The 16,193-nt window shown below is 74.2% G+C and carries 15 protein-coding genes and 1 riboswitch; of the genes, 9 read left to right on the forward strand and 6 right to left on the reverse strand.

The genetic code is table 11. From position 1 onward, the window contains the following. Positions 1–37 precede the first annotated feature (37 nt). A complete protein-coding gene (locus TK50_RS29960) occupies positions 38–298 on the forward strand; it encodes a hypothetical protein (RefSeq protein WP_043968905.1) in 261 nt (86 codons plus the stop codon). A gap of 131 nt (positions 299–429) precedes the next feature. Here TK50_RS29960 and TK50_RS29965 read toward each other — a convergent pair whose 3' ends face one another. Continuing rightward, complete coding sequence (locus tag TK50_RS29965; RefSeq protein WP_043968906.1) at positions 430–1,869, reverse strand: glycine hydroxymethyltransferase; 1,440 nt, start codon at positions 1,867–1,869, stop codon at positions 430–432. A gap of 18 nt (positions 1,870–1,887) precedes the next feature. After that, positions 1,888–1,977: riboswitch (ZMP/ZTP riboswitch) on the reverse strand. A gap of 84 nt (positions 1,978–2,061) precedes the next feature. Here TK50_RS29965 and TK50_RS29970 point away from each other — a divergent pair. After that, entirely contained in the window at positions 2,062–2,910 is an 849-nt protein-coding gene (locus TK50_RS29970) for a metallophosphoesterase family protein (RefSeq protein ID WP_082106764.1), read from the forward strand. Between the two features lie 78 nt (positions 2,911–2,988). Here the strand turns inward: TK50_RS29970 and TK50_RS29975 are convergent, their stop codons facing one another. From TK50_RS29975 to TK50_RS29995, 4 genes are all read right to left on the reverse strand, one after another. Beyond that, complete coding sequence (locus tag TK50_RS29975) at positions 2,989–3,489, reverse strand: hemerythrin domain-containing protein (RefSeq protein ID WP_043968908.1); 501 nt, start codon at positions 3,487–3,489, stop codon at positions 2,989–2,991. A gap of 189 nt (positions 3,490–3,678) precedes the next feature. Further along, positions 3,679–5,163: a S8 family peptidase gene (locus TK50_RS29980; protein WP_043968909.1), complete on the reverse strand. Its 1,485-nt coding sequence runs from the start codon at positions 5,161–5,163 to the stop codon at positions 3,679–3,681. A gap of 134 nt (positions 5,164–5,297) precedes the next feature. Next, on the reverse strand, positions 5,298–6,875 hold the full coding sequence (locus tag TK50_RS35300) for an NAD(P)H-hydrate dehydratase (RefSeq protein WP_082106766.1): 1,578 nt from the start codon (positions 6,873–6,875) through the stop codon (positions 5,298–5,300). Positions 6,876–6,943: 68 nt separating this feature from the next. Then, a complete protein-coding gene (locus TK50_RS29995) occupies positions 6,944–9,058 on the reverse strand; it encodes an acyltransferase family protein (RefSeq protein ID WP_052504008.1) in 2,115 nt (704 codons plus the stop codon). A 168-nt stretch (positions 9,059–9,226) separates the two neighbouring features. Here TK50_RS29995 and TK50_RS30000 point away from each other — a divergent pair, with 168 nt between their 5' ends. From TK50_RS30000 to TK50_RS30015, 4 genes are all read left to right on the forward strand, one after another. Continuing rightward, positions 9,227–9,457, forward strand: a complete 231-nt coding sequence (locus tag TK50_RS30000) for a hypothetical protein (protein ID WP_043969572.1) — start codon at positions 9,227–9,229, stop codon at positions 9,455–9,457. 171 nt (positions 9,458–9,628) lie between these two features. Then, positions 9,629–9,955, forward strand: coding sequence for a hypothetical protein (locus TK50_RS30005; RefSeq protein WP_043969573.1), 327 nt, complete (start codon positions 9,629–9,631; stop codon positions 9,953–9,955). Between the two features lie 68 nt (positions 9,956–10,023). Beyond that, entirely contained in the window at positions 10,024–10,845 is an 822-nt protein-coding gene (locus TK50_RS30010; protein WP_199486171.1) for an SAM-dependent methyltransferase, read from the forward strand. 82 nt (positions 10,846–10,927) lie between these two features. Beyond that, positions 10,928–11,899: a DNA polymerase domain-containing protein gene (locus tag TK50_RS30015; RefSeq protein ID WP_043968911.1), complete on the forward strand. Its 972-nt coding sequence runs from the start codon at positions 10,928–10,930 to the stop codon at positions 11,897–11,899. A gap of 7 nt (positions 11,900–11,906) precedes the next feature. Here the strand turns inward: TK50_RS30015 and TK50_RS30020 are convergent, their stop codons facing one another. Next, positions 11,907–12,341: an Lrp/AsnC family transcriptional regulator gene (locus TK50_RS30020; RefSeq protein WP_228986267.1), complete on the reverse strand. Its 435-nt coding sequence runs from the start codon at positions 12,339–12,341 to the stop codon at positions 11,907–11,909. A 144-nt stretch (positions 12,342–12,485) separates the two neighbouring features. Between TK50_RS30020 and pdhA the strand changes: the two genes are divergently transcribed. The 3 genes from pdhA to TK50_RS30035 are packed head-to-tail and all read left to right on the forward strand — an operon-like array spanning position 12,486 to position 16,125. Continuing rightward, complete coding sequence (gene pdhA, locus TK50_RS30025) at positions 12,486–13,712, forward strand: pyruvate dehydrogenase (acetyl-transferring) E1 component subunit alpha (RefSeq protein ID WP_043969575.1); 1,227 nt, start codon at positions 12,486–12,488, stop codon at positions 13,710–13,712. Then, a complete protein-coding gene (locus tag TK50_RS30030; protein ID WP_043968913.1) occupies positions 13,712–14,728 on the forward strand; it encodes an alpha-ketoacid dehydrogenase subunit beta in 1,017 nt (338 codons plus the stop codon). Before pdhA ends, TK50_RS30030 begins: the two co-directional genes overlap by 1 nt. Next, a complete protein-coding gene (locus TK50_RS30035; RefSeq protein ID WP_043968914.1) occupies positions 14,725–16,125 on the forward strand; it encodes a dihydrolipoamide acetyltransferase family protein in 1,401 nt (466 codons plus the stop codon). Before TK50_RS30030 ends, TK50_RS30035 begins: the two co-directional genes overlap by 4 nt. Positions 16,126–16,193: the final 68 nt, after the last annotated feature.

Consider the following 16,193-nt stretch of genomic DNA (forward strand, 5'->3'; position numbering starts at 1 on the left):
CCCCCCGTGCGCCACGCGCCCGGGCGGACCGGCCATAATGGACCGCATGGTCGCATGGGAGTACGCACTGTTGGTCCGCCGCTACCAGGGGCAGGGGCGCAATTTCCACGTCTCGTTCGTGTGGTACGGCCCGGACGGGTCCCGCACCGACATCACCGCGTACGGCGACACCGCGATCGCGCACCTCAACCGGGCCGGCCGGGAGGGCTGGGAGCTGGTCTCCGCCGCCGAGGACGTGAACAACGTCCAGGGCAGCACCGAGGTCCACCGCTACCACCTCAAGCGCCCCATGGCCTGACACCGACCGCCCGCCCTCCGGGCCGGCCCGGCGTCCCGCCGTGCCGCCCCGCCCCGGTGATCAAGAGAAAAGCGTCAAAGTCGATCTCGACGATGACGCTTTTCTCTTGATCACCGAGCAGGTGGGGGTGGTCAGGCCAGGGTGACCGAGGGGTAGAGGGGGTGGGTCGACAGGAGGTCGGTGGCCTGACGGCTGACCTTGTCGGCCAGGGCCGGGTCCAGGACGTACTTGGCCTTCGACGGCGTGCCGTCGGCGTTCGACCCCGGCGTGGTCTGGCTGAGCACGGTGTGGATCAGCTCGGCCGTCGCGTCCATCTCGGCGGTGCCCAGGCCCCGGGTGGTCAGGGCGGGGGTGCCGATCCGGATGCCCGAGGTGTACCACGCGCCGTTCGGGTCCTGCGGGACCGCGTTGCGGTTGGTGACGATGCCCGAGTCCAGCAGCGCCTGCTCGGCCTGCCGGCCGGTCAGCCCGTACCCGGAGACGTCGATGAGCACCAGGTGGTTGTCGGTGCCGCCGGTGACCAGCGTCGCGCCCCGGCGCAGCAGCCCCTCGGCGAGGGCCTGGGCGTTGTCGACGATGCGCTGCGCGTAGTCGGCGAAGTCGGGGCGACGCGCCTCGGCCAGGGCGACCGCCTTGGCGGCCATCACGTGCGGCAGCGGGCCGCCGAGCACCATCGGGCAGCCCCGGTCGACCTGGTCGGCCAGCTCCGGGCCGCACAGCACCATGCCGCCGCGCGGGCCGCGCAGCGACTTGTGGGTGGTGGTGGTGACGATGTGCGCGTGCGGCACCGGGTCGAAGTCGCCGGTGAAGACCTTGCCGGCCACCAGGCCGGCGAAGTGCGCCATGTCGACCATGAACGTCGCGCCCACCGAGTCGGCGATCTCCCGCATGATCCGGAAGTTGACCTTCCTCGGGTACGCCGAGTAGCCGGCGACCAGGATCAACGGCCGGAACTCGCGGGCCGCCTCGGCGACCCGGTCGTAGTCGATCAGGCCGGTGGCCGGGTCGGTGCCGTAGCTGCGCTGGTCGAACATCTTGCCGGAGATGTTCGGCCGGAAACCGTGGGTGAGGTGGCCGCCCGCGTCCAGCGACATGCCGAGCATCCGCTGGTCGCCCAGCTCGCGGCGCAGCGCGAACCAGTCCTCCTCGGTCAGGTCGTTGACCTGACGCACCTGCGCCCTCTTCAGGGCCGGGGACTCCACCCGGTCGGCCAGGATCGCCCAGAACGCCACCAGGTTCGCGTCGATGCCCGAGTGCGGCTGCACGTACGCGTGCGACGCGCCGAACAGCTCCCGGGCGTGCTCGGCGGCGAGCGCCTCGACGGTGTCCACGTTCTGGCAGCCCGCGTAGAAGCGGCGGCCGACCGTGCCCTCGGCGTACTTGTCGCTGAACCAGTTGCCCATCGCCAGCAGCGTGGCGGGGGAGGCGTAGTTCTCGCTCGCGATCAACTTCAGCGACTCGCGCTGGTCGGCCAGCTCCGCCCCGATCGCGTCGGCGACCCGGGGCTCGACGGCGCGGATCACCTCGAGGGCGCTGCGGAAGGCGGTGGACTCGGCGTTCGGCGACGACATGCGACCTCCTGGTGACGTGCGGAAGGCCCAGGCGCTCGGCAGACGTCCTGATGACGGGACCGCTTCCCGATGGTTGTCCATCCCCACGCGCCAGTCACGGCCCGGCCCGATCCTACCCGGTCCGCCCGGGGGCGGGCCGGGCCGGACCACCTTCGGCGGTCTCCGCGCCTCCGGCGGCTCCCGTAGGATCGACTGGTGGTGGGGGAGGACGACGGGGCGCTGCTCGCGATCAGCGACCTGCATGTGACATACGCGGAGAACCGGGCGATCGTCGAGGGCCTGCGCCCCCGTTCACCGGGCGACTGGCTGCTGGTCGCGGGCGACGTCGCCGACACCGTGGCCGACATCGAATGGGCGCTGGGCCTGCTCAGCCGGCGCTTCGCGAAGGTGGTGTGGGCCCCGGGCAACCACGACCTGTGGACGCCGTCGAGCGACCCGGTCACCTTGCGCGGGGTGGCCCGCTACCGGCACCTGGTGGACGTCTGCCGCGCCCTGGGGGTGGTCACCCCGGAGGATCCGTACCCGGTGTGGCGGGGCCCCGGCGGGCCGGCGCTGGTCGTGCCGCTGTTCCTGCTCTACGACTACACCTGGCGACCCGAGGGCCTCGACACCCGCGAGGCGGCCCTGGCCGAGGCGTACGCCACCGGCATCGTCTGCACCGACGAATACCTGCTGCACCCGGACCCGTACCCGAGCCGGCAGGACTGGTGCGCGGCCCGGCTCGCCGAGACGGCCGCGCGGCTCGACGCCCGCGACCCGGCGCTGCCGACGGTGCTGGTCAGCCACTGGCCGCTGGTGCGCGAGCCGACCCGGATCCTGCGCTATCCGATCTTCGCCCAGTGGTGCGGCACCGACGCCACCGCCGACTGGCACGTGCGCTACGGGGCCGCCGCGGCCGTCTACGGCCACCTGCACATCCCCCGCACGACCTGGCACGACGGGGTGCGCTTCGAGGAGGTGTCGGTCGGCTACCCCCGCGAGTGGCGACGCCGTTCCGTCCCACCGGGGCAACTCCGCCAGATCCTCCCGCCCCCGACTTGATCCCGCCCCCTCCGGATCTTGGACGGTTGTCGTCCGCTCGTGACGACAACCGTCCAAGAATCGCGTGCGGGGGCGCGGTCAGGCGGTGACCGCGTCCAGCGCCTTCTTGATCGCCTTCGGGGCGGTGGGGCTGCGCGGGGCGTCGGCGCGCAGCGCGAGCATCCGCTCGCCGATCTCCTGCAACTGCTTGCGGCCGAGCGCCTCCCGCACCTTCGGGAACCACTCCTGCTCCTCCTCCTCGACGTGGTGCTCCACGTTCTCGATCAGCACCGTGGTCTTGGCGTTGAAGTGGTCGTCGTCGGCGTCCATGGTGGCCAGCTCGGCGCAGAGCAGATCGGCCACGTGGTGCTCCTCGTACGACTCGAGGATGTCGTCCTCCAGGTCCGGCAGCAGCTTGCGGACCTCCGGGTACATCACCTCGTTCTCCAGGCAGGTGTGCACCGTGAGGGCCTCCAGGATCTGCCCCACCAGCTTCTGCCGCTGACTCGCCAGCCCGTCCTGGGCATCCTGGAAGGCCCTGAACAGGCGGCGCATCTCCTTGTGGTCCTCCTTGAGCACGACGATGGCATCGGTCGACACCGGTGACCTCCTAGGTTCGGCTGATGATCGTCCGATACCCCGAGGTCACCAGCGGAAACGGCCGCCACCCGATCGGTGTACGGGCCCGCCGCCCCGGCCGGGGGCGCGCTCGGCCGGCGGCGCGCAGGTCCCCGAACAGGGAGGTGGGGCCCTGCGCGCGCCGGGCCCCACCGATTCGCCGTCAGGCGGTCACTTGACCGCGTTGTACGCGTTGACGACGCCCGCGCCGTAGAACCCGTTGCGGGCCCCGCCGGAGCAGGCCGCGTCGTACGCGTGCGGGCCCGTCGGGATCAGCGGGACCGGGTTGTACACGCCCGCCGGGCAGGAGCGGGCGACGGCGGTGCGCTCCAGGAACGACGCGAGCTGCCCCGGCGTCATCCCCGGGTGGGCCGACAGGGCCAGGGCGGCGACGCCGGTCGCGTGCGGACCGGACATCGAGGTGCCCTGCTTGTAGCCCCACCCGTTGGTGCGGGTGGCGGTGTTGAAGGTGGTGGACAGGATCGCGTCGGTGCTGGTCGAGCGGGTGCCCTGGGTGCGGAACCGGGTGTCGCCGCCCGGGGCCGTCACGTCGACGACGCCCTGCCCGTACGAGGAGTAGTAGCTCTTGTCCCCGGTCGGGCCGACCGCCGACACGGTCACCACGCCCGGCGCCTCGGCCGGCAGGTCGAGGCAGGCGTTGGTGAGGTTCTCGCGGGTCTCGGGCGTCCCGTTGTTCGGGCTGCCCTCGTCGGTGATCTTGTGCGCGAGGTCGTAGTTGGAGTTGCCCGCGGACGCCACGTTGAGCACGCCCTTGCTCTGCGAGTACCGGATGGCCCGCTGCACGGCCTGCCACACCGGACGCTGGCGCGCGTCGTTGCGGCAGTTCAGCTCCCACGGGTCGATGTAGTAGCTGTTGTTGGTCAGCTGCATGCCGTGCTCGGCGGCCCACACGAACCCGCAGACCGCGGCCTCCGGGAAGATGTAGCCGTCGTCGTTGACCACCTTGACGGCGGCCACCTTGACGCCCGGGGCGACGCCGGTCACCCCGACGCCGTTGATCGCGGCGGCGATGGTGCCGGCCACGTGGGTGCCGTGGTCGGAGGTGGTCGGGTTCCAGGCGGCCTCGGTGGTGTCGGTGACACCGCCGACGCAGGACGTGCTCTTGTCCCTGGCGATCTGGCTGGCCAGGTCCGGGTGGCTGGAGGAGATGCCGCTGTCGAGCACGCCGACGACCACGTCCGGGCTGCCGGTCGTGATCGCGTGGGCCTGCGGGACGCCGATCATCGGCATGTCCCACTGCTGCCCGTACAGCGGCTCGGTGGTCGGGTCGCCGCTGGCCGCGGCGGCGTCGGCCGCCGAGACCTCCACGGTCTCGCCCTCGTCGAGGGCGCTGCCGAGGCCGGTGGTGGCGGCCACCGACTCGACGCCGGCACCCTTCACCGCCGAGGCGAAGTCGGGGTTGGCCGACCGGGCGACGAGCACGCCGATCTGGTGGTAGCTGGCCACCACCGTGCCGTTCGCGGCGGCGACCCGGGCCGCCGCGGCGTCGGTCGTCGCACCCTGCGGGGCGAGGACCAGGAAGGTGGTGTCGGGGCCGACGGCCGCCGCCGGGGCCAGTCCGCCGGTGAGGGCGAGACCGACGCCGAGCGTCACGGCGGACGCGGCGGCCAGGGTCTTGCGACGCAGGTTCTTCACACAGACTCCCAGGGGCTGTTCCAGCCGGCTCCGCGCCCCTGGTGGGGACGCGGCCGGCGGGAGGCGGACGGACGCCCGCCTCCGCTGGATGAGCGTCGGGAGCCCGGGCGGCGTTACACCGCCCAGGGGTGTGGTCAGACCGTGGCGAGGGTGTGCGGGATCTCGTCGAGCAGCTCGCGGGCGAGGAAGCCGATCCGGCCGAACCGGGGCACCAGACGCTGCCCGCTGACCGCGTGCGCGAACGCCGCCCAGCAGGCCGCCTGCGCCGGCTCGGCCCCCCGGGACAGCAGGCCCGCCAGCAGCCCGGCGCGCACGTCCCCGCTGCCGGAGGTGCCCAGCCCCGCGTCGCCGCTCTCCTCCCGCCAGCACCGCCCGTCCGGTGCGGCGATGTGGCCGTAGAGAGAGACCACGGCGTCGTACCGGCGGGCCAGCTCGGCCGCCTCGGCGTCCAGGTCGTCGCCGGGGTCGCGGCCCAGCAGGTGCGTCGCCTCGGTCAGGTTGGGGGTCAGCACCACCGGGCGGCCCGAGCCGACCAGCAGGTCCGGTGCGTGGCTGAGCGCGCCGAGGGCGTACGCGTCGAGGACCAGCGCGGTCTGCTTCGGCGCGGCGTCGAGCACCCCGCGCAGCAGTTCCCCGGTCGCGTCGATGTCCGTGAGCCCGGGGCCGACGGCCACCACGTCGGCGTCGGCCACCAGCCCGTCCAGCGGGTCGCCGGGGCGGCCCGCCACGGCCCCGTCGCCGGTCTCGGGCAGGCCCACGACCAGCGCCTCCGGCACCTGGATGCTCAGCGCGGCGGCGGTGGACTCGGCGGCGGCCAGTTGCAGCACCCCCGCGCCGGCCCGCAGCGCGGCCACCCCGGCCAGCAGCACCGCGCCGGGGGTGAACCGGGAGCCGCCGACGACCAGCACCGTGCCCCTGGCCTCCTTGCCCCCGGTCGGCACGGGCAGCGCCCACCGGCGCAGCAGTGCGGGGGTGATCACCTCAGACCGGTTCGGCATGGACCTCGTCCTCCCTGGTCGGGCGGCACCCTGCCGGTGCAGGTGGGTGACGTCGTTGAACGTGTCGGGGACGAGCCGGCCCCCGGCGTCGGCGGTCCAGCCGGTGACCGAGCAGTTGGCGATCACGTGCCGGCCGGTCAGCGCCATCAGCTCCGGCTCGGTCAGCCCCTCCACGAGGTAGCGCAGCAGGAACACCAGCGCGTCGTGGCCGAAGAGCAGCACCCGCTGGCCGGCGTGGTCCCGGCGCAGGTCGCCCAGCAGGCCGCGCAGCCGCAGCGCCACGTCCGTCCACGACTCGCCGCCGGGCGGCCGGTAGTAGAACTTGCCCAGCCGGGCCCGGCGCTGCGCCTCGTCGGGGAACCGGCGGGCGACGCCGTGCCCGGTCAGTCCGTCGAGGACGCCCAGCTCCCGGTCGCGCAGCCGCTCGTCGCGGCTGACCGGGATGCCGGTCCCGTCGAGGGCCAGCTCGGCGGTGCGCATGGCCCGCAGGTACGGCGACACGACCGCCACGTCCGGCCGCCGCCGCGGCGGCAGCTCGGCCAGCCAGCGCCCGGTCGCCCGGGCCTGCTGCTCGCCGGTGGGGGACAGCGGCACGTCCGCGTCGCGGTGGGTCAGCCCGATCAGCTCCGCCCCGGTGCTCTCCGCCTCGGTCGCCGCGACGTTCGCCGTGCTCTCGCCGTGGCGCACGATCCACAGCGCTGCCAGTTCCGCCATGCGCCGCACCGTACCCGGCCGCCCAGACCGGTAACCCTGGCCCGCGTCAGCCGAAGCGGCCCCGTGGCCTACTTCAACAGCCTGGTCAGGTGGGGACGGAGGCGGTCGGCGAGGGTGGCAATGTAGGTGGCGGTGAGGTGGTGCTGGTCCCGGTAGATGAGGACTCCGCCGATGACCGGTGCGCAGGGGTCGGTGGGGCAGATCGCATCGTTCAGGTCGACCAGGTGCACGTCGCGCTGGCGAGCTGCGGCCGCCTCCTGGATGTCCCCGCTCCCCGCCGCTAGAGCCTCCTTGCGGGGTGTGGCGCACCGGGTCAGTTTGCGCGGGTTCGCCGCGACACAGTCGGGCGTCGCCTTGTCCTGGTAGGGGGTGTCGCGGAGCACGACGACGGGCACCCCCGCGTCGGTCAGCTCATGCCACGTTGAGCGCAGGGCCGAGGTGATCCGTTCGTCGATCTCGTCGGCCGGGACCTCGTCGGCTCCGGCAGGATGATAGTCGGCGGTGTTGCTGGTCAGCAGCAGAGCTGGTTTCCCGGGACCTGTGAGTGCGCTTCGCACAGCCCGGTTCCATCGGGTGCACTCGGTGTCGGGGCCAGGATTGCGCGACACCTCGATGTTGATCAACGGGCAGTTGTACCTGGTGTAAGACACCACGCGCCACCCGTCGGCGGGGGCGATGCGGCGCAGTGCCGTCAGCCACTGCTCGGCGTGGGAGTCCCCGGCCAGGGCGACGGTCACGGGTGAGTTCGGGTCGCCGTAGCTGCATGGCTCCACCACGTCATCGTGCTGGGCGGCCCGGCATTCACCAGGGGTCCCGCCCGGCCCGTCATACGCGGCCACCTGCGGGTCGGGGACGATCGAGGCCACCTGGTTGACCGCCCGACCCGCCGGGTCGCCGGCCGGCTGTGCCCGCAGCACGGCTGCTCCGGGCGGACCGGCCGGCGCTGCGGGGTCGCTGGAGGAGGTGAGCGGCGGCAGGGTCGTCGCCAGCGCGGGTCGCTGCCGGGGCGGCCACACCGTGAGCTGGAACAGCAGGCCGGCGGCGACGGCGGCGCCCGTGCAGAGGGCGCCGACGCGCAGGGCGGCGGCCGGTTCCCACCGCAGGGCCTCGGACATCCGGATCGGGTTCTCCACGAACCGGTAGGTGAGCACGGCCGGCACGGCGGACAACGCCACCACGCCGAGGGCCGCCTGCGTGCTGAGTTCGCCGAACCGTGCCTCGGCGGCGATCAGCAGCGGCCAGTGCCACAGGTAGAGCGAGTAGGACAACGCGCCGACGGCGCGGATCGGCCGCCACCCGAGCGCCCCGGCAGGGCCGAACCGACCGGCGGCCTGCGCGCCCGCGATCACGGCGGCGGTGCCGACCGTCGGCAGCAGCGCCTGGTAGCCGGGGAAGGCCCGGTCGGGGTCGACGAGGAAGGCGGACGCGGCCACCGTGGCCAGTCCGGCCCAGGCGATCACGGCGGCCAGCGGCCGGGGCAGCCGGTGCACGCGGGTGCCGGCGATGGCGACGGCCCCGCCGAGGGCGAGTTCCCACAGCCGGGTGGTGGTGACGAAGTAGGCCGGGCCGGGGTCGGTCTGGCTCGTGTGGACCGACCAGGCGAACGAGGGCAGCGCGACGAGGGCGAAGCCGGCCATCAGGGCGCCCCGGCGCAGCCGGCGACGGCCGCCGAGCACGGCGAGGCCGAGCAGGAGCAGCGGCCAGCCGAGGTAGAACTGCTCCTCGACGCCGAGGGACCAGAAGTGCTGGACGATGCTGGGCGCCGCGTCGGCGGCCCAGTAGTCGGTGGCCTGGACGGCGAGCCGCCAGTTCAGCCCGTAGGCGGCGCTGGCCACCACGTCCCAGGCGGTGTCGGCCCAGCGGGTGCGGGGCAGCAGGAGCCAGGTGAGCAGGAGGCTGGCCACCAGCACGACGGCCGCGGCGGGCAGCAGGCGCTTGGCCCGGCGGGCGTAGAAGCCGGGCAGGGAGATCCGGCCGGTGCGTTCGAGTTCGGCGACGAGCAGGCCGGTGATGAGGAATCCGGAGATGACGAAGAAGACGTCGACGCCGGCGAAGCCGCCCGGTACGAGGTCGCGCCCGGCATGGCCGACGAGGACCATGACCACGGCTAGGGCGCGCAGCCCTTCGATGTCTCCCCGGAAGGTCGACCGCGCGGACCCTTCCGGCGTGACTGGTAAGCGCATCCGATGCCCCGTTTCCCCTGATATCGACCAGTTGGCGACGTGTACAACGGGGCGGGACGGCGGAGGTTATCCCCGCCCGCCGCGCGGGGGTGGGCGCGTACGACCGGGCCCGGCGGGTAAGCGGGACCGAACGGTAGCCGAGACACGGGGAGGTTGGCCGTGGCCACGATGGTCAGGGAGATCAGCAGTCCGGTGCGGGACAAGAACTACGACCTGATCCACGCGCTGCAGATGTCGCTGGAGCACGTCTACCGGATGGAGATCTACATCTCCGACGCCGAGGAGCGCGGCGACAAGGAACTCGCCACCTGGTTCCGCAAGATCCAGGAGAACAACCGCAAGGCGGGCGAGCAGGGCAAGCAGATGCTGATGGATCGGCTCCAGCGCGAGAAGAGCTGAGTCGGCCGCGCCGGCCGGGTGGACCGCGTCCACCCGGCCGGCGCGCACCTGCGGCACGGGGCAGCGCCGTGGCCGTACGCCCGGCAGAATGTCACCCGCGCCGCCGGTGGCCCCGGCGGCGCGGGTGTCGACGGGCGCCGGCCGCGGGCCGGCCGAGAGGGGTGCGCGGCGATGACGGTGGTCCGGGGTCTGCGCGAGGCGCTCGTGCTGTTCGTCGTCGCGCTGGTGGCGGTCGCCGCCGCCGCGGGCGTGTGGACGGCGGTCAGCGGCGGCGAGTTCGTCTTCCGGCTCGGCGTCGCGCTCATCGTCGTCGGCACCCTGCTCGGGCTCACCGGCGACCTGACCCTGAGCCGGATCGGCATGCTGCCCGCCCGGGCGGCCTTCGGGTTGGCCCCCGAGCGGGAGGACGCGGGCGGCGGGCGGGTGCTCACCGGGGTCGGCATCTTCCTGTTCGTCTCGCTGCCGCTGATGGCCGTCGGGGTGGCGCTGCTGTCCTGACCCGGCCCGATCGTCCGCCCGGCGCGGAGCTAGGCTGACCGGACATCCGCGACAGCCGAGGAGTTTTCGTGTCAGAGTCCGGCGACGTCGGGGTTCGCGACGGCGAACGGGTCGAGCCCATCGACACCTCGGTGGCGCACAACGCCCGGGTGTGGAACTACTGGCTCGGCGGCAAGGACAACTTCGAGCCGGACCGTCGGGTCGGCGACCACGTCCGCGCGATGTTCCCGGTCATCGGGGAGGTCGCCCGTGCCGACCGGCGCTTCCTCGCCCGCGCCGTGCGGCACCTGGCCGGCGAGGCGGGCGTGCGGCAGTTCCTCGACATCGGCACCGGCCTGCCGACCGCCGACAACACCCACCAGGTCGCGCAGGCCGTCGCCCCCGACGCGCGGATCGTCTACGTCGACAACGACCCGATGGTCCTCGTGCACGCCCGCGCCCTGCTGACCAGCTCCGCCGAGGGCGCCACGGACTACGTCGAGGCGGACGTCCACGACCCGGCGTCCATCCTGACCGCCGCCGCCCGGACGCTGGACTTCGACCGGCCGGTGGCCGTGATGATGCTGGGCATCCTCAACTTCGTCCTCGACACCGACGAGGCGGTGGCGATAGTGCGCCGGCTGATGGATGCGATGCCCCCGGGCAGCTACCTGGCGCTCACCCATCCCACCGTCGAGCTGGGCGGCGAGGCGAACGTGCCCGCCATGGAGTTCTGGAACGCCAACGCCGCGCCCCCGATCCGCGCGCGCACCGGGGCGGAGATCGCCCGGTTCCTCGACGGCCTGGAGCTGGTGGAGCCGGGCCTGGTGTCGTGCGCGCGGTGGCGGCCGGACGACGGCGAGGATCCGGCCATCGTCCCGCAGTACGGCTGCGTGGCCCGCAGGCCCTGACCGCGCCGGGCCGCGCCGCACGCCCGCCGCACCGCCCCCGACCTGCCTGCGCCCGTCGGCGCGGCGTCGTACGGTGGCAGTCGTGGCCACGGCGGCGCAGGAGATCAGGGTCGGGGAGCGGGTGGTCCGCGTCTCCAGCCCCGACAAGCCGTACTTTCCGGAGCGCGGCCTGACCAAGCTCGACGTGGTGCGCTACTTCCTCGCCGTCGGCGACGGGATCCTGCGCGCCCTGCGGGACCGCCCGACCATGCTGGAGCGGTGGCCCCGGGGCGTGTTCGAGGGCGCGCGGATCGCCACCCGGCAGAGCAACCGGGGCGACGCGTTCTACCAGAAGCGGCTGCCGGCCGGCGCGCCCGACTGGGTGCGCACCGCCCACCTGACGTTCCCCAGCGGACGCACGGCCGACGAGGTCGCGCCCGGCGAGCTGGCGGTGGTGATCTGGGCGGCCAACCTCGGCACGCTGCGCTTCCACCCGTGGCCGGTCACCGCCGCCGACACCGAACGCCCCGACCAGCTCCGCGTCGACCTCGACCCCATGCCCGGGGTCGACTTCGCGCAGGTGGTCCCGGTCGCCCGCGAGCTGCGGGCGGTGCTGGCCGAGCTGGGGCTGGTCGGCTACCCGAAGACCACCGGCGGGCGGGGCCTGCACGTCTACCTGTCGATCGAGCCGAGGTGGGGCTTCGGCGACTGCCGCCGGGCGGTGCTGGCGCTGGGCCGCGAGCTGCAGCGCCGCCTGCCGCACCTGGTCACCACCACCTGGTGGCGCGAGCAGCGGGACCGGCCGGTCTTCGTCGACTACAACCAGATGTCGCGGGACCACACGATGGCCTCGGCGTACTCGATCCGGCCCACCCCGGCGGCGCTGGTCTCCGCGCCGCTGGACTGGGCGGAGCTGGACGACGCCCGGCCGGAGGACTTCGACGTGCTCACCCTGCCCGCGCGCTTCGCCGAGCGCGGCGACCCGCACGCCGGCCTGGACGGCCCGCGCTTCTCGCTGGAGCCGCTGCTGGAGCTGGCCGACCGCGCCGGCCTCGCGGCCCCGCCGCCACACTGAGTCCGGCTCACGCCCACGGGCTGCGGGTGCCCTCGAACTCGTCGAAGACGAGCCAGCTGCGGGTGGACAGCACCCCGGCGATGCCCTGCACGCGGTCCAGCACCACGTCCCGCAGGGTGGCGTTGTCCGGCGCCCGGACCAGGGCGAGGACGTCGTGCTCGCCGCTGAGCAGCGCGACGTGCTCGACGTAGCGCACCCGGGCCAGCTCGGCCGACACCTCCCGCCAGGTGTTCTGCTGGATGGTCAGCGCGATGTACGCCGACGTGCCCAGCCCGGCCGGCTCGGGCGCGACCCGGGCCCGGAAGCCCGTGATCACGCCGTCGCGCAGCAGCCGCTCCACCCGCGCGTACGCGTTGGTCCGGGAGACGTGCACCCGCTCGGCGAGGGTACGGATGGAGATCCGCCCGTCGCGGGCCAGCTCGTCGAGGATGCGCCGGTCCACCTCGTCGAGCGGCCCGGCCGAACGTCCCGTACCGCCCTCCGTGCCCGGCTCCCCGGTGGCCTGCTGGCTCACATCCGCCCCCTTCCCCTGCCATTCGTCCCGCGTTCATCGCGCGTGTTGAGTCAATCATCCATCGGCAGGAGCATAGGTCCACCACAAGTCCAGGAGGTCCCCGCCGTGACGACCACACCCCAGGCGGTCCGCAGGGCATCCCCGCGCACCCGCCCGCCGGCCAAGAAGCCCACCAAGGCACCCGCCCGCGAGCAGGCGGCGACCGACCCGGCCGCCGCCCTGCTGCCGCAGACCGACCCGGTGCGGCTGCTCGACCCCGACGGCACGCCCCGGCCGGCCCGCGCCGACTACCCCGAGCCGCCCGTCGAGGCCCTGCGCGAGATGTACCGCCGCATGGTGGTCGGCCGGCGCTTCGACACCCAGGCCACCGCCCTGACCAAGCAGGGCCGGCTCGCCGTCTACCCGTCCTCGCGCGGCCAGGAGGCCTGCCAGGTCGGCGCGGTGCTCGCCGTCCGCGACACCGACTGGGTCTTCCCGACCTACCGCGAGTCGATGGCGCTGGTCTCCCGGGGCATCGACCCCGTCGAGGTGCTCACCCTGCTGCGCGGCGACTGGCACTGCGGGTACGACCCCACCCGGGTGCACACCGCCCCGCAGTGCACCCCCCTGGCCACCCAGTGCGTGCACGCCGCCGGCCTCGCCTACGGGGAGGCCCACCAGGGCCGCGACACCGTGGCCCTGGCCTTCATCGGCGACGGTGCCACCAGCGAGGGCGACTTCCACGAGGGCGTCAACTTCGCCGCCGTGTTCAAGGCCCCCGTCGTGTTCTTCGTGCAGAACAACAAGTACGCCATCAGCGTCCCGCTGTCGCGGCAGACCGCCGCCCCGTCGCTGGCGTACAAGGGCGTCGGCTACGGCGTGCCCAGCGAGCAGGTCGACGGCAACGACCCCGTCGCCGTGCTCGCCGTGCTCACCCGCGCGGTGGCGCACGCCCGCGCCGGCAACGGCCCCTACCTGGTCGAGGCGCACACCTACCGGATGGAGCCGCACACCAACGCCGACGACGCCACCCGCTACCGCGACGGCGCCGAGGTCGACACCTGGCGCGACCGCGACCCGGTCGCCCGGCTGGAGACGTACCTGCGCACGCGCGGCGCGCTCGACGACGCGGCCGTCGCCGCGATCGCCGAACAGGCCGAGGCGTACGCGGCCGACCTGCGCGAGCGGATGCACACCCAGCCCGAGGTCGACCCGCTGAGCCTCTTCGACCACGTCTACGCCACGCCCACCCCGCAACTGGTCGAGCAGCGGGAACTGGTGCGCGCCGAGCTGGCCGCCGACCGCGAGGACGCGCGCTGATGGCGACCACCACCATGGCGAAGGCGCTCAACGCCGCGCTCGCCGACGCGCTGGCCGACGACGAGCGGGTGCTCGTCTTCGGCGAGGACGTCGGCAAGCTCGGCGGCGTCTTCCGGATCACCGACGGCCTGCAGGCCCGGTTCGGCGACAAGCGCTGCTTCGACACCCCGCTCGCCGAGGCCGGCATCGTCGGCTTCGCCGTCGGCCTGGCCATGTCCGGCCTGCGGCCGGTGGTGGAGATGCAGTTCGACGCGTTCGCGTACCCGGCGTTCGAGCAGATCGCCTCGCACGTGGCGAAGCTGCGCAACCGCACCCGGGGCGCGCTCGGCGTGCCCATGGTCATCCGGGTGCCGTACGCGGGCGGCATCGGCGGCGTCGAGCACCACTGCGACTCGTCCGAGGCGTACTACGCGCACACCCCGGGCCTGAAGGTCGTCACCCCGGCGACGGTCGCCGACGCGTACTCGCTGCTGCGCGAGGCCATCGCGGACCCGGACCCGGTCGTGTTCCTGGAGCCGAAGAAGCTCTACTTCTCCAGCGCCGAGGCCGAGCTGCCGGCGGCCACCGAGCCGTTCGGCCGCGCCGTCGTGCGCCGGCCGGGCACCGACGCCACCCTGATCGCGTACGGGCCGGCGGTGCCGGTCGCCCTGGAGGCCGCCGAGGCCGCCCGCGAGGAGGGCTGGGACCTGGAGGTGGTGGACGTGCGCACGATCGTCCCCCTCGACGACGCGACCATCGCCGCGTCGGTGCGCCGCACCGGCCGGTGCGTGGTGGTCAGCGAGGCGCAGGGCTTCGCCGGGGTCGGCGCGGAGATCGCCGCCCGGGTGCAGGAGCGCTGCTTCCACGCCCTGCACGCCCCGGTGCTGCGGGTGTCCGGCCTGGACATCCCGTACCCCGCGCCGATGCTGGAGCACACCCACCTGCCCGGCGTGGACCGGGTGCTCGACACGGTGGCGCGGCTCCAGTGGGACGACCGGCCCGACGCGCGCTGGCTGCCGCAGGGGAGCGCGGCATGAGCGAGCAGGTGTTCCTCCTGCCCGACCTCGGCGAGGGGCTGACCGAGGCGGAGATCGTCGAATGGCGGGTCGCCGTCGGCGACACCGTGACGGTGGACCAGAGCGTGGTCGAGGTGGAGACCGCGAAGGCCGTCGTGGACGTGCCCTGCCCGTACGCCGGGCGGGTCGTGGCCCTGCACGGGGCGGCGGGCGAGACGCGCCCGGTCGGCCAGCCGCTGATCACCATCGCGCCCGCCGACGGCGGCGAGCCCGCCGGCCACGCCACCTACCGGGAGGAGGAGCGCGCCGGCAGCGGCAACGTCCTCATCGGGTACGGCACCGGGCACGGCGCGGCGGGCCGGCGCCGCCGCCGGCCCCGGCTCACGGTCGCCCCCGAACCCGCACCGGTCCCCGACTCCGCGCCCGCCCCGGCCCCCGCGCCCGTCGCGGCGGCTTCCGGGCCGGCAGCGGTGCCCGGGGGCGCGGTCGCCCTGGTGATCTCCCCGATCGTGCGGCGGCTGGCCCGGGAGCACGGCATCGACCCGGCCACCCTGCGCGGCACCGGCCCGGGCGGGGTGGTGCGCCGCGCCGACGTCGAGGCGGCCCTCGCCGGCCCGGCCCCGGCGCCCCGGCCCACCCCGGTGCCCGACCGCCTCGACGCGGCCCCGACCGGCGGGGCCGACGGCCCGACCGCGGTGGGCCGGGTCGCCGTGCCGGTGGGCGAGGAGGACCTGGTCGTCCCGCTCACCGGTGTCCGCAGGGTGATCGCCGACAAGCTCTCCCGCAGCCGGCGGGAGATCCCCGAGGTGACCATCTGGGTCGACGCGGACGCCACCGCCCTGGTGGAGACCCGCCGGGCGATCAACGCCGCGACCCCGGACGCGCCGGTGAGCCTGCTGGCCCTGCTGGCCCGGATCTGCCTCAGCGGCCTGCGCCGCTTCCCGCAGCTCAACGCGCGCGTCGACACCGAGGGGCAGCGGATCGTCCAGTCCCGCGGGGTGCACCTGGGCATCGCCGCGCAGACCGACCGGGGCCTGGTCGTCCCGGTGCTGCGCGACGCGCACCTGCTGACCACCCGGGAGCTGGCCGCGGCGCTGGCCGGGACCACCGCCGCCGCCCGGGCCGGCACCCTGCCGCCGGCCCGCCTCACCGGCGGCACGTTCACCCTCAACAACTACGGCGTGTTCGGCGTCGACGGCTCCACCCCGATCATCAACCACCCGGAGGCGGCGCTGCTCGGCGTGGGACGGATCGTGGACAAGCCGTGGGTCGTCGACGGGCAGCTCGCCGTGCGCAAGGTGACGCAGCTCAGCCTCACCTTCGACCACCGGGTCTGCGACGGCGGGGTGGCCGGCGGCTTCCTGCGGCACGTCGCGGACTGCGTGGAGCAGCCCGCCCTGCTGGTCGCCAACGTGTGAGCCGGTCCCGGCGGCAGCGCGCCGCCGGGACCGGAAACGTCCCTTTCCGTCCGCCCCCGCGCTCCTGC

Origin of the sequence: Micromonospora haikouensis (genome assembly GCF_000876225.1) — a bacterium.
Classification (GTDB): Bacteria; Actinomycetota; Actinomycetes; order Mycobacteriales; family Micromonosporaceae; genus Micromonospora; species Micromonospora haikouensis.

Coding starts and splice junctions, on each gene's coding strand:
- TK50_RS30030 (WP_043968913.1), top strand. CDS start 13,712: ATGGCGACCACCACCATGGCGAAGGCGCTCAACGCCGCGCTCGCCGAC.
- TK50_RS30035 (WP_043968914.1), top strand. CDS start 14,725: ATGAGCGAGCAGGTGTTCCTCCTGCCCGACCTCGGCGAGGGGCTGACC.
- TK50_RS29960 (WP_043968905.1), top strand. CDS start 38: ATGGACCGCATGGTCGCATGGGAGTACGCACTGTTGGTCCGCCGCTAC.
- TK50_RS29995 (WP_052504008.1), bottom strand. CDS start 9,058: ATGCGCTTACCAGTCACGCCGGAAGGGTCCGCGCGGTCGACCTTCCGG.
- TK50_RS29965 (WP_043968906.1), bottom strand. CDS start 1,869: ATGTCGTCGCCGAACGCCGAGTCCACCGCCTTCCGCAGCGCCCTCGAG.
- TK50_RS30005 (WP_043969573.1), top strand. CDS start 9,629: ATGACGGTGGTCCGGGGTCTGCGCGAGGCGCTCGTGCTGTTCGTCGTC.
- TK50_RS35300 (WP_082106766.1), bottom strand. CDS start 6,875: ATGGCGGAACTGGCAGCGCTGTGGATCGTGCGCCACGGCGAGAGCACG.
- TK50_RS30000 (WP_043969572.1), top strand. CDS start 9,227: ATGGTCAGGGAGATCAGCAGTCCGGTGCGGGACAAGAACTACGACCTG.